Source organism: Devosia sp. A369, assembly GCF_054489345.1.
This window is the reverse complement of sequence record NZ_JBTMWV010000001.1, coordinates 13,571-29,751: the sequence shown is the minus strand read 5'-3', so window position 1 is coordinate 29,751 and position 16,181 is coordinate 13,571. Positions and strand designations below refer to the sequence as shown.

Below are 16,181 nucleotides of genomic sequence, written 5' to 3'. Positions count from 1 at the left end.
AACTCCGGAGCCGGAAGCTAGACGGCCTGATAGCTTCTCCACCCAATCGACGCAAGGGCCGCTCGGCACCATGACCTTACGAAATCAAGTCCTGATCTGGGTCGGCTTCCTGATCGTCCTGGTGCTGCTGTTGTGGCTGTTCCGCGGCATATTGCTGCCCTTCGTGGTCGGCGCGGCGCTGGCCTATCTGCTCAACCCGCTGGTCAACCAATTGCAGCGCTGGCGTTTTAACCGCGCCTGGGCGACGACCGTGGTGCTGCTCTGCGTCATCACCGGTGCCCTCGGTCTGTTGTTTACGTTCCTGCCAATGATCGGTCAGCAGATTATCGAACTGCTGAAGGGCGCACCGAAAATTGTTGCCGATCTGCAGGAATTGTTCGCGCGCTGGTCGCCTGAGGTCAATGAATGGCTCGGCCCGGAGCGGGCGGCGCAATTGCAGACCAGCATCAATGATCTGGCGCGGCAGGCCTTGGGATTCATCACCACGCTGCCGGGTGAACTGGTCAATATCGGCATTACCGGCGCGGCGGTGATCGGCTTTACCGTGCTGACTCCGGTGGTGGCGTTCTATCTGCTGCTCGACTGGGAAGGCATGGTGCGCGGCGTCGAAGGGCTGCTGCCGCAAAACCACAAGGGTGAAATCAACACCATTCTGCGTGATATCGACAAGTCGATGGCCGGCGTGATCCGCGGGATGGGTAGCGTGCTGCTGCTCGACGCAGCCTTCTATGCCACGGCGCTGAGCCTGATCGGGCTGAATTTCGGACTGGCGGTGGGGCTGATCGGCGGGCTGCTGAGCTTCATTCCCTTTGTCGGCTTTGCCTTGGGGTTCGGCCTGTCTGTCGGCATCGCCATCGTGCAGTTTGGCGATATCTGGATGGTGGCCCTGGTGGCCGGCATTTTCCTGTTCTGGCAGTTCATCGAGGGCAATATTCTTTACCCCAAGCTGGTCGGCTCCTCGATCAACATCAATCCGGTGTGGATGATGTTCGCTTTGCTCGGCCTGGGCGCGCTGTTCGGCTTTGTCGGTTTGTTGCTGGCGGTGCCGATGGCGGCCATTGCCTCGGTGCTGGTGCGGTTCGGCGTCGCCAAATACAAGAGCAGCACGCTCTATCTTGGGCAGAATGGTGGGGCCGATGGCGCTGCCGGCAAGCCCTGAGGATGACCAGTCCATCGGCCAGCTGACCTTCGATCTGGGCCATACCGCTGCGCAAGGCGAAGCTGACTTCCTCACGGGCGAGGGGAATGCGCTGGCGCATGGGCGGATCATGGCGTTTCCGCACTGGCCCGACCCGATCACGCTGGTGACCGGTCCGGCCAAATCGGGCAAGTCGCATCTGGCAAGGATTTTTGCCGACCGCAGCGGCGCAATCTTTGCCGGCATCCATGACCTTGAAGCGCTGGCGACGGCGGGCGGCACCAGCCCGGTGATCGTCGAGGATGTCGACCGGCTGGGCTATGACGAGGCCGGACTGTTCCACCTGCTCAACCAGTCGATGCGCGAATTGCGGCCGTTGCTGCTGACGGCGCGGGAAGACATTGCGAACTGGCCGCTGACGACCGATGATGTGCGCTCGCGGGCCCGGCGGGCCGCTGCCTATACGCTGGAACTGACGGACGACATTCAATTGTCACAGATGTTCGTGAAATTGTTCGGGGATCGCCAGATTGCGGTCGATCCGAAAATCATCGCCTATCTGGTGGCGCGCATGGAGCGTTCTGCCGAAGAAGTGGTGTTTTTGGCCGGATTGATGGACCAGCTGGCGCTGGCCAAGGGCACGGCCATCACCCGCAGCATCGCCGCCGATGCGCTCGACCGCCGCCGGATCGCGCATGGCGGCGCGCGGCTTGAACAGGATTGGGACACCGAAGACGATGAATGAAATAAGCGAGTTCCCCGAGACGGACGTGTCGGTCCCCGATACCGAGGCGCTGCGCAAGAGCCCGGCGCGCTTCGTCAATCGCGAGGTGAGCTGGCTGCAATTCAACATGCGGGTGCTCGAAGAGGCCGGCAATGAGCACCATCCGCTGCTGGAGCGGCTGCGCTTTGTCTCGATCTCGGCCAATAATCTCGATGAATTCTACATGGTCCGTGTCGCGGGCCTCAAAGGCCAGATGCGCGCCGGACTGACCAAGCAGAGCGCCGATGGGCTGACCCCGGCCGAGCAGATGGAAGAAATCGCCACGCTGGCCCAGCATTTGCAGCTGGAACAGCAGGACCATTGGCAGAATCTGCGCGAGGAATTGTTTGCGCAAAACGTGGTGATCCACGAAGCGCCGGACCTCAGCGACGATCAGGTCAGCTACCTGCAAAAGCTGTTCCGCGAGGAAATTTTCCCGGTGCTGACCCCGATTGCGGTCGACCCGGCGCATCCATTCCCGTTCATCCCCAATCTGGGGCTGGCGCTGGCCTTTGAGTTGAAACGCCCCGATACCGATGTGCCGCTGACCGCGCTGGTGCGCATTCCGGGCAATCTCGACCGCTTCATCAACCTGCCGAGCGGACTGGCTTCGGACGGGCGCAGCGAAGTGGTTACCATCGACACGCTGGTCAAGCTGTTCTTCCACAAGATGTTCCCCGGCCACCAGGTGGTCGGCTCGGGCGCCTTCCGGGTGATCCGCGACAGCGAAATCGAAATCGACGACGAAGCCGCCGATCTGGTGGTGGAATTCGAGAGTGCGCTGCGCCAGCGTCGTCGCGGCCAGGTGATAAGGCTCGAAATCGAAAGCTCGATGCCGCGGGCGCTGAAGCGCCAGATCGGCGAGCAGATCGGCGTCAAGGAAGCCGAAGTGTTCGAGGTGCATGGCTTTCTGGGCCTCGCCGATGCGCGCAAGATTTGCGACATCGACCGCCCAGACCTCAAATTCGTCCCCTATCACGCGCGCTTCCCCGAGCGGATTCGCGACTATAATGGCGACAGCTTTGCGGCCATTCGCGCCAAGGACATTCTGGTCCACCACCCGTTCGAGAGCTTTGACGTGGTGGCGCAGTTTTTGATGCAGGCGGCGCGCGACCCCGATGTGGTGGCGATCAAGCAGACGCTGTATCGCACCTCGGCCGATAGCCCGATCATCAAGGCGCTGGTGCTGGCGGCCGAAGCCGGCAAGTCAGTGACGTGCTTGGTGGAACTCAAGGCGCGGTTTGACGAAGAGGCCAATATTCGCTGGGCGCGCGATCTGGAGCGGGCCGGGGCGCAGGTGGTGTTCGGCTTTATCGAGCTGAAAACTCACGCCAAATTGAGTCAGGTGGTGCGGCGCGAAAAGGGCAAGCTGGTGAGCTATTGCCATATCGGCACCGGCAATTATCACCCGATCACCGCCAAGATTTATACCGATCTGAGCTACTTCACCATCGACCCCTCGATCACGCGGGATGTGGCGCGGGTGTTCAATTTCATCACCGGTTACGCCCGACCAACCGAGCTGGAAACCATCGCCGTGTCGCCGGTCAATCTGCGGCAGACGCTGATCGACAATATCTATCGCGAAGTGGAATTCGCCAGTAACGGCCAGCCGGCCAGCATCCTGTTCAAGATGAACTCGCTGGTCGATCCGCAGGTGATCGATGCGCTGTATGACGCCAGCCAGGCCGGGGTCAAAATCGACCTGATCGTGCGCGGTATCTGCTGCCTGCGGCCGGGCATCCCCGGATTTTCCGAGAATATCCGCGTGAAATCGGTGGTCGGGCGGTTCCTCGAACACAGCCGCATCTATTGTTTCGGCAATGGCGAAACCATGCCCAGCCCGCGCGCCAAGGTGTATATTTCCTCGGCCGACCTGATGGGGCGCAACCTTGATGGCCGGGTCGAAGTGATGGTGCCGATTCTCAACAAGACCGTACATAAGCAAATTCTGGATGTGATTCTGGTTGCCTATCTGCGTGACAACCAGCAGAGCTGGGAAGTGCTGCCGGATGGCAGTTCGCACCGTGTACGGGTGGCGGATGGCGAGGAGCCGTTCGGCGCGCAAGACTACTTCATGACCAATCCGTCGCTGTCCGGTCGTGGCAGTGCCGGCGGGGACGGCGAAGAGGGCCTGGCTTGAACCAATTCTGGGGCGTCGATGCGGATCCAACCGCGCAAGGCCGCATCAAGGGCGCCAAGCCCGTAGCGGTGCTCGATATCGGCTCCAACTCGGTGCGTCTGGTGGTCTATGAGCGCCATGCGCGGGCGCTGACGCCGCTGTATAACGAGAAATCGGCCTGTGCGCTGGGGCGCGGGGTGGGCCAGACCGGCCGGCTCGCCGACGCCAATGTCGCCCAGGCGCTGAACGCCATCCAGCGCTACGCGCTGGTGGCGCGGCTGATGCGCGTCGGCAAGGTCTATGTGCTGGCCACTTCGGCAGTGCGTGAAGCGGCCAATCGGCAGGAATTCGTCGATGCCGTCACGACGCTGATCGGCACCAAGGTGCAGGTGCTCAGCGGCGACCAAGAGGCGCATTTTGCGGCGCTCGGGGCGGCGGCGGGCATTCCCGGCTTTACCGGCATGGTCGGCGATCTGGGCGGCGGGAGCCTTGAATTGTCGCGCATTGTCGATGGCGACAATACCAACGAAGAATCCTTCGAGCTGGGCGTCATTCGCCTGCAGGACGATAGCGACGGCGATGCGATGGCGGCGGCGGGGCTGGTGCATGACCGGCTGCAGGAATCGGCGCTAGCCAGACTGGGGCCCGGCAGCGCCTTTGCGGCGATCGGGGGCACCTGGCGCTCGCTGGCCAAGCTGCATCAGGCGGTCACCGGCTACCCGTTGCGCATGGTGCAGCATTACATCGTGCCGGCGGCGGAGATGATCGCGTTTTGCGACGAGATCGTCGGGGCCAAATCGCTCAAGCATTATCCCGGCTCCAACCAGGTCAGCTCGTCGCGGCGCGATCTGGTGCCGTTCGGCGCGGCGGCGCTGAGCGAAGTGCTCAAGGCGGGTCAATTCGCCAATGTGGTGTTTTCGGCGCTGGGCGTGCGCGAGGGCTATCTCTACGGCATGCTCGACAAGCGCGAGCAGGCGATTGATCCGCTGATTCAGGGCGCCGAGGAATTGTCGGTGCTGCGTTCGCGTTCGCCGTCGCATGCCGACGATCTGATCGGGTTCACCAACCAGTTTCTCGAAATATCCGACCTGACCGAAACGCCGGCGGAGACGCGGTTGCGCACCGTGGCGTGCCTGCTGGCGGATATCGCCTGGCGCTCGCATCCGGATTATCGCGGTCCGCAGGCGGTCGAGGCGGTGGCCTATAGCTCGCTCAGCGGGGTGGATCATCCCGGGCGGGCTTTTCTCGCCCAGGTGATGGCGGTGCGCTATGACGGGCTCAAGAGCAAGGCGGCAGCGCCGCTGGTGGGCCTGGGGACGCCGGAATTGACGGCGCAGGCCCGGCTGCTGGGGGCGTTGTTCCGGGTGGCCTATCCGATGACGGCGGCGATGCCCGGCATTTTGCCGCGCATCCGCTTTGAAATCGAGGATGGCGGGCTATCGCTGATTCTGCCCAGGGATCTGGTGTTTCTGGATGGCGAGCATCTGCGGAGCCGGCTGGATCAGTTTGCCGGGGTCGCGGGGTTCAAGCATTCGATGGTGCGGGTGGCTTAGGATGGGCCCCGGCTCAAGGCCGGGGTGACACCGCGTTTTTTGAGGCCCTGCGGCTATTCGGCCGGGACGCTGTCTTTTACCGCGAATTCGACGATGCCCTTGCGGGTGGCGACAAGGCCGATGCGGCCGTGTTTGATGTCGAGGGCCTTTTCGCCGAACAGCTTGCGGCGCCAGCCTTTGAGGGCAGGGACGTCGGCATCGTCATCGAGCACCAGGGCGTCGATATCGTCGGAGGTGGCCAGAATGCGGGCGGCGACGCCATGTTGTTCGGCGACAGACTTTAGCAGCACGCGGATCAGATCGCCGACGGCGCCCTTGGGTGAGGGACCGCGATAGCGCTCGGGCATGGTGGGCAGCTCGGTCTTGGTCAGGGCTTCCACGTCCTTGAGCAGCACCATGATTTCGGCGGCGGCAGAGCTGCGGCCGAAACCGCGCGGCACGGCGCGGAGCTTTTCAAAGGCGTCGGCGGTCAGCGGGCGCTGCATGGCCAGCTCGAACAGCACATCGTCCTTAAGCACGCGGCTGCGCGGCTGATCGCTGTCCTGGGCGCGCCGTTCGCGCCAGGCGGCGAGCTTTTTCATCGCGGCCAGATCGCGCGGGCGATTGATCTTCATCTTGAGGCGTTCCCACGCCTGCTCGGGCTGCACCACATAGGTGTCGATGCTGCGCAGCACGCCCAGCTCGTCCTCGACCCAGTCCCAGCGCTTGGTGGCTTCGACCTGCTTGCGCAGTTCCTTGTAGATATCGCGCAGATGGGTGACGTCGGCGACGGCGTAAAGCCGCTGCTTTTCGGTGAGCGGACGGGCCGACCAGTCGGTGAAGCGCGATGACTTGTCGAGTTCGACCTGGGTGATGGCGCGCACCAGATTGTCATAGGAGACGCTGTCGCCGAAGCCGCAGACGCTGGCGGCGATCTGGGTATCGAAGATATTGGCCGGAACCTTGCCGGTCAGCTTGACGAAGATTTCGATATCCTGCCGGGCCGCGTGGAACACCTTGGTGATGTTGGGATTGGCCAGCAGCGTGAAAAAACTGCTCAAATCGAGGTCGGGCGCCAGCGGATCGATCAGCACCGCCTCGTCTTCGGTCGCTGCCTGAATGAGACAGAGCTTGGGCCAGTAGGTGGTTTCGCGCAGGAACTCGGTATCGACAGTTACAAAGTCAAATTTAGCGGCCCGCTCGCAAAATGCCGCGAGCATATCTGTGGAAACTATGAGGTCCATACCGGCGTCCGTCTCAAATTCGTCGTTATTCTTCCTAGCAGGTGCGGCAAGCCCACTCCATACCGGATTTGTTGAGTATCAGGGAAGGGTTACCGCGCGGCAGGTGGCGTCGGGGTCCTCGGGGCCCGATTACCTTGACAAGCGGGGGCTCCCATGCGCTTTTCCCGCCAAGATTCCGGCCTTTTTGCAGAGTTTCGTCATGACCACACATCGCTATCGCTCGCACACTTGCGGGGCTCTCACTGCCAACGAAGCCGGCCAGACCGTGCGTCTGAGTGGCTGGGTGCATCGTATCCGCGACCATGGCGGGTTGCTGTTCATGGATCTGCGCGACCATTACGGGCTGACGCAGGCCGTCATCGACCCTGATTCTCCGGCCTTTGCCGCCGCCGAAAAAGTGCGCTCGGAATGGGTCATCCGCATCGATGGTGAAGTGAAGCTGCGCGACGCCGCTGCGGTGAACCCGAACCTGCCCACCGGCACCATCGAGGTGTTCATCCGCGAGATCGAAGTGCTGTCGGCCGCCAAGGAATTGCCGCTGCCGGTGTTCGGCGATCAGGACTATCCGGAAGACGTGCGGCTGAAGTACCGCTTCATCGACCTGCGCCGCGAAAAGCTGCATGCCAATATCGTCAAGCGCACCAAGGTGATCGCGGCGATGCGCAACGGCATGACCGAGCAGGGCTTTGCCGAATATTCGACGCCGATCCTGACGGCCAGCTCGCCGGAAGGCGCGCGCGACTTCCTGGTGCCGAGCCGCATTCATCCCGGCAAGTTCTTTGCCCTGCCGCAGGCGCCGCAGCAGTATAAGCAGCTGCTGATGGTGGCCGGCTTTGACCGCTATTTCCAGATTGCGCCGTGCTTCCGCGACGAAGACCCGCGCGCCGACCGCCTGCCGGGCGAATTCTACCAGCTCGACCTGGAAATGAGCTTCGTTACCCAGGAAGACGTGTGGAACACCACGGAACCGGTGATCACCTCGATTTTCGAGCAGTTCGCCGAGGGCAAGCGCGTCACCAAGGAATGGCCGCGCATTCCCTATGACACCGCGATCCGCAAATATGGTTCGGACAAGCCGGATCTGCGCAACCCCATCGAAATGCAGGCCGTGACCGAGCATTTCGCCGGTTCGGGCTTCAAGGTGTTCGCCGGCCAGATCGAGGCTGATTCCAAGGTGGAAGTCTGGGCGATTCCGGCCAAGAACAAGGCAGGCGCCGAGCCGATCGGCCGCGCCTTCTGCGACCGCATGAACGCCTGGGCACAGGGCGAGGGCCAGCCGGGGCTGGGCTATATCTTCTTCAAGGACGGGCAGGGCTCTGGCCCGATCGCCAAGAATATCGGCGAGGAACGCACTGCTGCGCTCAAGGCCCAGCTGGGTCTGGATGATGGCGACGCGGTGTTCTTCGTCTGCGGCCGCCCGGAGAAGTTCTACAAGTTTGCCGGCGAAGCCCGCACCAAGGCCGGTACGGATTTGGGCGTGGTCGACACCGAGCAGTTCGCGCTGTGCTGGATCGTCGACTTCCCGTTCTACGAGTGGAGCGAAGAGGAAAAGCGCGTGGACTTCGCGCATAACCCCTTCTCCATGCCGCAGGGTGGCATCGACGCGCTCAACAGTCAGGACCCGCTGACCATCAAGGCGTATCAGTATGACGCCGTGTGCAATGGCTTTGAAATCGCCTCCGGGTCGATCCGTAACCAGCTGCCCGAGACCATGGTCAAGGCGTTCGAGCTGACCGGCAAGAGCCGCGACGAGGTCGAAGAGCAGTTCGGCGGGCTGTATCGCGCCTTCCAGTATGGCGCACCGCCGCATGGTGGGGCCGCCTTCGGTGTGGACCGCATCGTCATGCTGCTATGCGGCGTGCAGAATCTGCGCGAAATCACGGCGTTCCCGATGAACCAGCAGGCCGAAGACCTGCTGATGGGCGCACCGAGCCCGGCGGCCCCCAAGCAGCTGCGCGAGCTGAGCATTCGGTTGAACGTGCAGGACAAGTAGGGGCGCGGCTAACCACAGCCACCGAACTGCACCTCCCCCTCGACGGGGGAGGTTGGGAGGGGGTGACGAGAGCCCCGATGATTGGGGCCAAACCACCCCCACCCTTGATCCCTCCCCGCAAGGGGGAGGGTGTCGACTGGGAAATTTGGCGCTAGCTACAGTGTGTGGATTGTCCCTCCACGCTCGCCAACATGGTTTCCGGCCGATTAACCAGCGTTAATGGTGTATTAAACGCAAATTGCTACCGATGGACCGTTGAAGCGGTCATTTCGGATTCGTGACTTGAAATCCAAATATTCACATGTCCTGACACTGATGGGGGCGCTGCTGGCGTTCGTGCCCATTGTGGCGGTGGATTATGTGCTGGACAGCTATGTGCGCGTCCAGGAAAAAGCCAACACACGGCAGTATGTTGGTACAGTTTCCTCACAAATTGAAATCAGTGTAAATGATGCCGTTCGGGCGCTGCGCCGGGTGCTGGCCGAGAGCCCATCGCTGTGCACGCCGACATTTATCGCCAATGTGCAGCGCGAGATCGAATCCAGTCTCAATTTGAAGCAGGTGCTGGTCGAGAACGCCGATGGCGTCCAGTATTGCGACGCCTTTGGCCGCAATGTCGTGTTCTCGCCGCTGTCGGAAAGCCTGCCGGTACCGGGCCATACCGAGAGCATCACCGTGGTGCAGCTGGGCGAGATGGCGATGCCGGCGCTCAAGATCACCCAGTCCTTCGGCCAGACCCGCAAGGTGTCGGCCTTTGTGCCGCTGATGAGCCAGACGGCCGGCGGACTGGCCCAGGGCATTGCCGGCGGCTCGATGCTGCGGGTGCTGCTGACCAATGGCACGCCGATCCTGGCGGTGGGCGATGCGGCGGGTTTTGACCGGCGCGGGTCGAGCGCCGAGTTTGTCTTTGCCCAGAGCTTTGCCGGCGAGCTGCCGCTCAAGGTGGAATATGCCGTGCCCTTCGTCATGGCCCGCGCCAGCTATACCAGCCTCGATGTTGCCTTTACCGCCATCGCCTGCCTGATCAGCGCGGGTTTCCTGCTGCTGTCGCTAAGCTATGTGCGGCGCTCGCGCGTCCCGGCCTTCGACCTCGAACGGGCCATCGCGCGCGGCGAAATCAAGCCCTATTACCAGCCGGTGATCAATCTGCGCACCGGCGAGCTGATGGGCTGTGAGGTGCTGTGCCGCTGGGAAAAGAAGAACGGGCAGGTGGTACAGCCGGGCGCCTTCATCGATTATGCCGAGGTGACCGGGCTGGCCATTCCGATGACGCTGTCGCTGATGCAGCAGGTCAAGTTCGACCTGGGCGAGCTGAGCCAGAAGGTGCCGGACCTCAAGATTTCCATCAATCTGTTCGAGGGGCACTTCCGCGACGACAGTATTGTCGAGGACGTCCAGGCCATTTTCGGCAATTCGCCGATCAGTTTCCGCCAGCTGGTGTTCGAAATCACCGAGCGGCACCCGCTGGCCAATTCGGCCATCGCCAATAGCGTTATCGCCGGCCTGCATGCGCTGGGCTCCAAGCTGGCGATGGATGATGCGGGCACCGGCCACTCCAATCTGGCCTATCTGGGGACGCTTGGCGTCGATGTGATCAAGATCGACCGGATTTTTGTCGACATGATCAAGCCCGGCACCACGCAGGTTGCCGTGCTCGACGGCTTGATTGCCATGGCCAAGGATCTCGATTGCGAAATCGTCGCCGAGGGCGTCGAGACCGAGGAGCAGGCGCTGTATCTGCGGGCGCGGGGCGTCATTCAGGCGCAGGGCTTCATCTTTGCGCCGGCGCTCAAGATCGGCGCCTTCCGCCAGCTGGCGCTGGCGCTCCACGCCGCCCACGCACCGCGCGGGCGCATCGACGGCGGCGTTGCCAGCGCCGCATAAGTCGGGGTTTGCGACTTTAGTCGCAGGCCAGTCTGGAGGTACCCACTTTTCATCGCCGGCGATTGGTGGCACCAACGCGGCCTATGCCCTGTCTGCCGAGGAGGATTGCGTGTCGAGCGACGTCAACGAACAGAAGAACGCCCTGCGTGAAGCAGCGCTCCACTTCCATGAGTTCCCCAAGCCCGGCAAGCTGGAAATTCAGCCGACCAAGCCGTTGGGCAACCAGCGCGACCTGGCGCTGGCCTATTCGCCCGGCGTGGCCGCGCCCTGCGAGGAAATCGCCGCCAACCCGGATTCGGTGTCCAAATATACCTCGCGACAGAATCTCGTCGCGGTCATCTCCAACGGCACCGCCGTGCTGGGGCTGGGCAATATCGGCGCGCTGGCTTCCAAGCCGGTGATGGAGGGCAAGGCGGTTCTGTTCAAGAAATTCGCCGGCATCGACGTGTTCGATCTCGAAATCGACGAGACCGATCCGGAGAAGTTCATCAACGCCGTGGCGCCGCTCTGGCCGACTTTTGGCGGCATCAACCTCGAAGACATCCGCGCGCCGGATTGCTTTGAAATCGAGGAAACGCTGCGCGAGCGCATGCCGATCCCGGTGTTCCATGACGACCAGCATGGCACCGCCATCATCGTCGGCGCCGCCGTGCTCAATGGGCTGGAGCTCAAGGGCAAAAAAATCGAGGACGTCAAAATCTGCGCCTCGGGGGCAGGGGCGGCGGCCATTGCCTGCCTCAATGTGCTGGTGGCGCTGGGCGCCAAGCATGAGAATATCTGGGTCGCCGACAAGGATGGCTTGCTGAGCCACAAGCGCAATGACGTCAATGACAAGTGGCGCGGCCAGTTCCGCCGCACCACCGACTTCACCACGCTGGCCGAAGTGATCGATGGCGCGGACGTGTTTGTCGGGTTGTCGGCGGCTGGTGCGCTGACGCCGGAGATGCTGCTGAAGATGGCGCCCAAGCCGCTGGTGCTGGCGCTGGCCAATCCATATCCCGAAATCATGCCGGATCTGGCCAAGGCGACGCGGCCGGACGCCATGGTGTGCACCGGACGCTCGGACTTTCCCAATCAGGTCAATAACGTCCTGTGCTTCCCGTTCATCTTCCGCGGCGCGCTCGACGTGGCGGCGACCACGATCAACGAGGAAATGAAGCTGGCGGCGGTGCGGGCCATCGCAAGGCTGGCGCATGATCCGGGGCTGGAGTCCTCGCCTTCGGGCACGCCGGCGGTGTTCGGCCCTGACCACATCATTCCCAACCCGTTCGACCAGCGGCTGATCCTGCGCATCGCGCCGGCCGTGGCCCGCGCGGCGATGGAATCGGGCGTGGCCAAGAAGCCGATTGCCGATTGGGACGCCTATCAGGACAGTCTCAACCGCTTCGTGTTCCGCTCCGGGCTGGTGATGAAGCCGATCATCGATCGGGCGCATGGCAAGAACAAGCGCATCGCCTTTGCCGATGGCGAGGATGAGCGCGTGCTGCGCGCCGCCCAGGTGATCCTGGAAGAGCGGATCGCCCGGCCGATCCTGGTCGGTCGTCCCTCGGTGATCGAGGCGCGCATCGAGCGGTTTGGCCTCAATCTGAAGCCCAGTGATTTCGAGATCATCAATCCCGAGGACGATCCGCGTTACCGCGATTATGTCAGCCTGTTCCACTCGCTGGTCGGCCGCGACGGGGTGACGCCGGACACCGCACGGCAGGTGGTGCGCACCAATACCACGGTGATCAGTGCGCTGGCGGTGAAGCGGGGCGAAGCCGATGCGATGATCTGCGGCCTGCAGGGCCGGTTCATCAAGCATGTCCGCGATATCCGCTCGATCATCGGGCTGCAGGACGGCGTGACCGACGTGTCGGCGCTGTCGATGCTCATTATGCCACGGGGGGCGTTTTTCCTCGCCGATACCTATGTGAACCCGGACCCGACGACCGACGAAATCGTCCGTATCGCCTTGCAGGCGCGCAATCACCTGCGTCGGTTCAACATTCCGGCCAAGGTGGCGCTGCTGAGCTATTCCAACTTCGGTTCGCGCGACGGCGACAGCGCCTACAAGATGCGCGATGCCTATCAGAAGCTCAAAGCCATCGCCCCCGACCTGATTGTCGAAGGCGAGATGCAGGGCGATCTGGCGCTGAATCAGGATTTGCGCGAGCGCTACGTGCCGGACAGCGTGTTGAGCGGGGAAGCCAATCTGCTGATTTTCCCTAATCTCGACGCGGCAAACCTGTCGATGACGCTGCTCAAGGAAATGAACAATGCGCTGTCGGTCGGCCCGATCCTGATGGGGCCGAAATCGCCGGCGCATATTCTGGCGCCGTCGACCACCAGCCGCGGCATCGTCAATATGGCGGCGATTGCGGCGACGGAGGCGATCGCGGCAGAAACGCCGTAGCGAGTTGACTGGAATGACGCGGGGTGGCGCTGTCGCAACCCCGCGTTAAGTCCTTGTCAGCCATAGTGGTGGGGTTCAGTATTCGGTTCGCCCATTCATGCCCACCACCCGTCTAAAACGCCCGTCCATTTGGCGCCCGCTGGCGATGACGGCCGCCTTGCTTGGCTTTCAGGGCTATCTCGGCTTCTCGGCCATTGGCGGGCAGTTCGGCATTGAAAACCGCACCCAGATCCTGCTCGATATCGACCAGCTCAAGGCCAGATCATCGGCGCTGCAGGCCGAGATCGATTCCTATCGCCATCGCGCCACGCTGATGGATACGCGCCGGCTCGACCCCGATATCGTCACCGAGCGGGCGCGGCGGCTGCTGAATATGGCCAATAAGGACGATGTTCTGGTCATGGTCGACCCGCATACGGGTAAACCACTTTCTGGTAAATTCCAAGTATTAGCCACAGATGAGTTAATGCGTCTTATCGAAGCAGATTCAACGCTCTAGCGGCGGTTGTCTGCTGCATTTGAGCATTGTGTTCTGCGGATTGCTTGCACTATGATGCGCAAGTGTGGCCAAGTCGGGCCAGGCGGCAATTCCATTTCGATGCGGAGCGTTCCCCCTATGGCGCGTAAGGCTGTGGCCACCAAGGCCAAGATGCAATCCAACGTACCTCAGTTCACCAAGGAACAGGACCTCGAAGCGTATCGCGAGATGCTGCTGATCCGTCGGTTCGAGGAAAAGGCCGGCCAGATGTATGGCATGGGCCTGATCGGTGGTTTCTGCCACCTCTATATCGGCCAGGAAGCCGTGGTCACCGGCATCACCATGGCTAGCGAGAAGGGCAAGGACGCCCAGATCACCGGCTATCGCGATCACGGCCACATGCTGGTCATGGGCCTCGATCCCAAGGGCGTCATGGCGGAGCTGACCGGGCGTCAGGGCGGCTTGTCGAAAGGCAAGGGCGGCTCGATGCACATGTTCAGCAACGAGCACAAATTCTATGGCGGCAACGGCATTGTCGGCGCCCAGGTGCCGATTGGCGCCGGCCTGGCCTTCGCGGCCAAGTATAAGGGCGACGGCTCGGTCTCGCTGGCCTATTTTGGCGACGGCGCGGCCAACCAGGGCCAGGTCTATGAGACCTTCAACATGGCCAAGCTGTGGAAGCTGCCCATCGTCTTCATCATCGAAAACAACAAATACGCCATGGGCACCTCGATCGAGCGCGCCGCGGCAACCACTGACATGTCCATGCGTGGCGCGTCGTTCGACATTCCTGGCGAGCAGGTCGACGGCATGGATGTGCGCATGGTCTATGATGCGGCCAAGCGCGCCATCGAATATGCCCGCACGGGCAATGGTCCGTTCATCCTCGAAATGCTGACCTATCGCTATCGTGGCCACTCGATGTCCGACCCGGCGAAGTATCGCTCCAAGGACGAAGTGACCAAGTACCGCCAGGAGCGCGACCCGATCGAGCAGGTCAAGGCGCGGCTGCTGGAAGCTGGCGTTTTGACCGAGGACGAGATCAAGACCATCGAGAGCGATGTGCGCGCTGTGGTTACGGCGGCGGCGGATTTCGCCACCACCGATCCCGAGCCCGATGCTGCCGAGCTGTGGACCGACATCACCATCAGCGCCTGACCCCATGGCGGGCGCTGCCGCGCTGAACATTCACCTATCTGCCCGCCGCGTGGCGACTACGCCCGGCGTCTTATTGCTGGAGAGCTGATATGCCTCAAATCCTGATGCCTGCGCTGTCGCCTACCATGGAAGAAGGCAAGCTCGCCAAGTGGCTGGTCAAGGTCGGCGACACCGTCAAGTCCGGCGACGTGCTGGCCGAAATCGAAACCGACAAGGCGACGATGGAAGTCGAGTCGGTCGATGAAGGCGTGGTCACCGAATTGCTGGTTGCCGAAGGCACCGACGGGGTGAAGGTGAATACCCCAATCGCCATGGTGCTGGCCGAAGGCGAAACCGCAGCGCCGGCAGCGGCACCGGCCGCCGAAGCTACGCCCAGCATGGTAGAGGCCGAGGCGCCGATGGCGGCTCCGGCGCCGACCGTGCCGGCTGCGCCCAAGTTTGAAGCGCAGAATGATCCCGACCTGCCGGAAGGCGTGGAAATGGTCGAGATGACTGTGCGCCAGGCGCTGAACGAGGCGATGGCCGAAGAGTTGCGCCGCGACAAGGACGTCTTCGTGATGGGCGAGGAAGTCGCCGAATATCAGGGCGCCTACAAGATCACCCAGAACCTGCTGCAGGAATTTGGGCCCGACCGCATCATCGATACGCCGATCACCGAGCATGGCTTTGCCGGCCTCGCGGTCGGCGCGGCCTTTGCCGGGCTCAAGCCAATCGTTGAATTCATGACCTGGAACTTTGCCATGCAGGCAATCGACCAGATCATCAACTCGGCGGCCAAGCAGCTGTATATGTCGGGCGGTCAGGTCAAGGCGCCGATGGTGTTCCGTGGCCCGAACGGCGCCGCCGCCCGCGTTGGCGCGCAGCACAGCCAGGACTATTCGGCCTGGTACAGCCATATCCCGGGCCTCACCGTCATCGCGCCTTATAGCGCCGCTGACGCCAAGGGCCTGCTGAAAGCGGCTATCCGCTCGCCGAACCCGGTGATCTTCCTCGAAAACGAAATCCTCTACGGCTCCACCGGCCTTGTGCCCAAGGTCGATGATTTCCTGCTGCCGATCGGCAAGGCCCGTATTGCCCGCAAGGGCGCGGATGTGACCATCGTATCGTTCTCGATGGGCATGCGCTACGCCACCCAGGCCACCGAAAAGCTGGTTGCTGCCGGGGTCGACGTGGAACTGATCGACCTGCGCACTTTGCGCCCGCTCGACAGCGATACGGTGATTGCATCGGTCAAGAAGACCGGCCGTCTGGTGACGGTGGAAGAGGGCTGGCCGCAGGGCGGCATTGGCGCCGAGCTGTCGGCCCGCGTCATGGAGCAGGCGTTCGACTATCTCGACGCTCCGGTGATGCGCGTGACCGGCAAGGACGTGCCGATGCCCTATGCCGCCAACCTCGAAAAGCTGGCGCTGCCGAACGTCGATGACGTGATCGCAGCGGTCAATGCCGTGACCTACCGCTCGTAAGGAGAACCGGG

At 62.4% G+C, this 16,181-nt stretch carries 11 protein-coding genes; 10 read left to right on the top strand and 1 reads right to left on the bottom strand.

Annotation, left to right across the window (positions count from 1 at the left end; all coding sequences use genetic code 11):
- Positions 1–70: 70 nt before the first annotated feature.
- From ACX3OZ_RS00130 to ACX3OZ_RS00115, 4 genes are read left to right on the top strand one after another with little or no spacing between them, the layout of a single operon-like run.
- Positions 71–1,159 (top strand): AI-2E family transporter, encoded by a 1,089-nt coding sequence (locus ACX3OZ_RS00130; protein ID WP_459097155.1) that lies wholly within the window; start codon positions 71–73, stop codon positions 1,157–1,159.
- On the top strand, positions 1,137–1,883 hold the full coding sequence (locus tag ACX3OZ_RS00125) for a P-loop NTPase family protein (protein ID WP_459103616.1): 747 nt from the start codon (positions 1,137–1,139) through the stop codon (positions 1,881–1,883). The genes ACX3OZ_RS00130 and ACX3OZ_RS00125 overlap by 23 nt, the downstream gene beginning before the upstream one ends.
- The gene (locus ACX3OZ_RS00120; RefSeq protein WP_459097153.1) at positions 1,876–4,044 is read left to right on the top strand and encodes an RNA degradosome polyphosphate kinase; all 2,169 of its coding nucleotides are present in this window, start codon (positions 1,876–1,878) and stop codon (positions 4,042–4,044) included. The genes ACX3OZ_RS00125 and ACX3OZ_RS00120 overlap by 8 nt, the downstream gene beginning before the upstream one ends.
- Positions 4,041–5,576, top strand: coding sequence for a Ppx/GppA phosphatase family protein (locus tag ACX3OZ_RS00115; RefSeq protein WP_459103615.1), 1,536 nt, complete (start codon positions 4,041–4,043; stop codon positions 5,574–5,576). Before ACX3OZ_RS00120 ends, ACX3OZ_RS00115 begins: the two co-directional genes overlap by 4 nt.
- Positions 5,577–5,629: 53 nt before the next feature.
- Here the strand turns inward: ACX3OZ_RS00115 and rnd are convergent, their stop codons facing one another.
- The gene (gene rnd / locus ACX3OZ_RS00110) at positions 5,630–6,799 is read right to left on the bottom strand and encodes a ribonuclease D (protein ID WP_459097151.1); all 1,170 of its coding nucleotides are present in this window, start codon (positions 6,797–6,799) and stop codon (positions 5,630–5,632) included.
- Between the two features lie 199 nt (positions 6,800–6,998).
- Here rnd and aspS point away from each other — a divergent pair, with 199 nt between their 5' ends.
- From aspS to ACX3OZ_RS00080, 6 genes are all read left to right on the top strand, one after another.
- Positions 6,999–8,792, top strand: a complete 1,794-nt coding sequence (gene aspS / locus ACX3OZ_RS00105; protein ID WP_459103614.1) for an aspartate--tRNA ligase — start codon at positions 6,999–7,001, stop codon at positions 8,790–8,792.
- Between the two features lie 282 nt (positions 8,793–9,074).
- Positions 9,075–10,676: an EAL domain-containing protein gene (locus tag ACX3OZ_RS00100; protein WP_459097149.1), complete on the top strand. Its 1,602-nt coding sequence runs from the start codon at positions 9,075–9,077 to the stop codon at positions 10,674–10,676.
- A gap of 109 nt (positions 10,677–10,785) precedes the next feature.
- The gene (locus ACX3OZ_RS00095) at positions 10,786–13,071 is read left to right on the top strand and encodes an NADP-dependent malic enzyme (RefSeq protein ID WP_459103613.1); all 2,286 of its coding nucleotides are present in this window, start codon (positions 10,786–10,788) and stop codon (positions 13,069–13,071) included.
- A 97-nt stretch (positions 13,072–13,168) separates the two neighbouring features.
- Positions 13,169–13,570: an FtsB family cell division protein gene (locus ACX3OZ_RS00090; RefSeq protein ID WP_459097147.1), complete on the top strand. Its 402-nt coding sequence runs from the start codon at positions 13,169–13,171 to the stop codon at positions 13,568–13,570.
- A 117-nt stretch (positions 13,571–13,687) separates the two neighbouring features.
- Positions 13,688–14,707, top strand: coding sequence for a pyruvate dehydrogenase (acetyl-transferring) E1 component subunit alpha (gene pdhA / locus ACX3OZ_RS00085; protein WP_459097146.1), 1,020 nt, complete (start codon positions 13,688–13,690; stop codon positions 14,705–14,707).
- Positions 14,708–14,796: 89 nt separating this feature from the next.
- Positions 14,797–16,170 (top strand): pyruvate dehydrogenase complex E1 component subunit beta, encoded by a 1,374-nt coding sequence (locus ACX3OZ_RS00080; protein WP_459097145.1) that lies wholly within the window; start codon positions 14,797–14,799, stop codon positions 16,168–16,170.
- Positions 16,171–16,181: the final 11 nt, after the last annotated feature.

Coding starts and splice junctions, on each gene's coding strand:
- ACX3OZ_RS00130 (WP_459097155.1), top strand. CDS start 71: ATGACCTTACGAAATCAAGTCCTGATCTGGGTCGGCTTCCTGATCGTC.
- ACX3OZ_RS00090 (WP_459097147.1), top strand. CDS start 13,169: ATGCCCACCACCCGTCTAAAACGCCCGTCCATTTGGCGCCCGCTGGCG.
- pdhA (WP_459097146.1), top strand. CDS start 13,688: ATGGCGCGTAAGGCTGTGGCCACCAAGGCCAAGATGCAATCCAACGTA.
- ACX3OZ_RS00125 (WP_459103616.1), top strand. CDS start 1,137: ATGGCGCTGCCGGCAAGCCCTGAGGATGACCAGTCCATCGGCCAGCTG.
- rnd (WP_459097151.1), bottom strand. CDS start 6,799: ATGGACCTCATAGTTTCCACAGATATGCTCGCGGCATTTTGCGAGCGG.
- aspS (WP_459103614.1), top strand. CDS start 6,999: ATGACCACACATCGCTATCGCTCGCACACTTGCGGGGCTCTCACTGCC.
- ACX3OZ_RS00120 (WP_459097153.1), top strand. CDS start 1,876: ATGAATGAAATAAGCGAGTTCCCCGAGACGGACGTGTCGGTCCCCGAT.
- ACX3OZ_RS00080 (WP_459097145.1), top strand. CDS start 14,797: ATGCCTCAAATCCTGATGCCTGCGCTGTCGCCTACCATGGAAGAAGGC.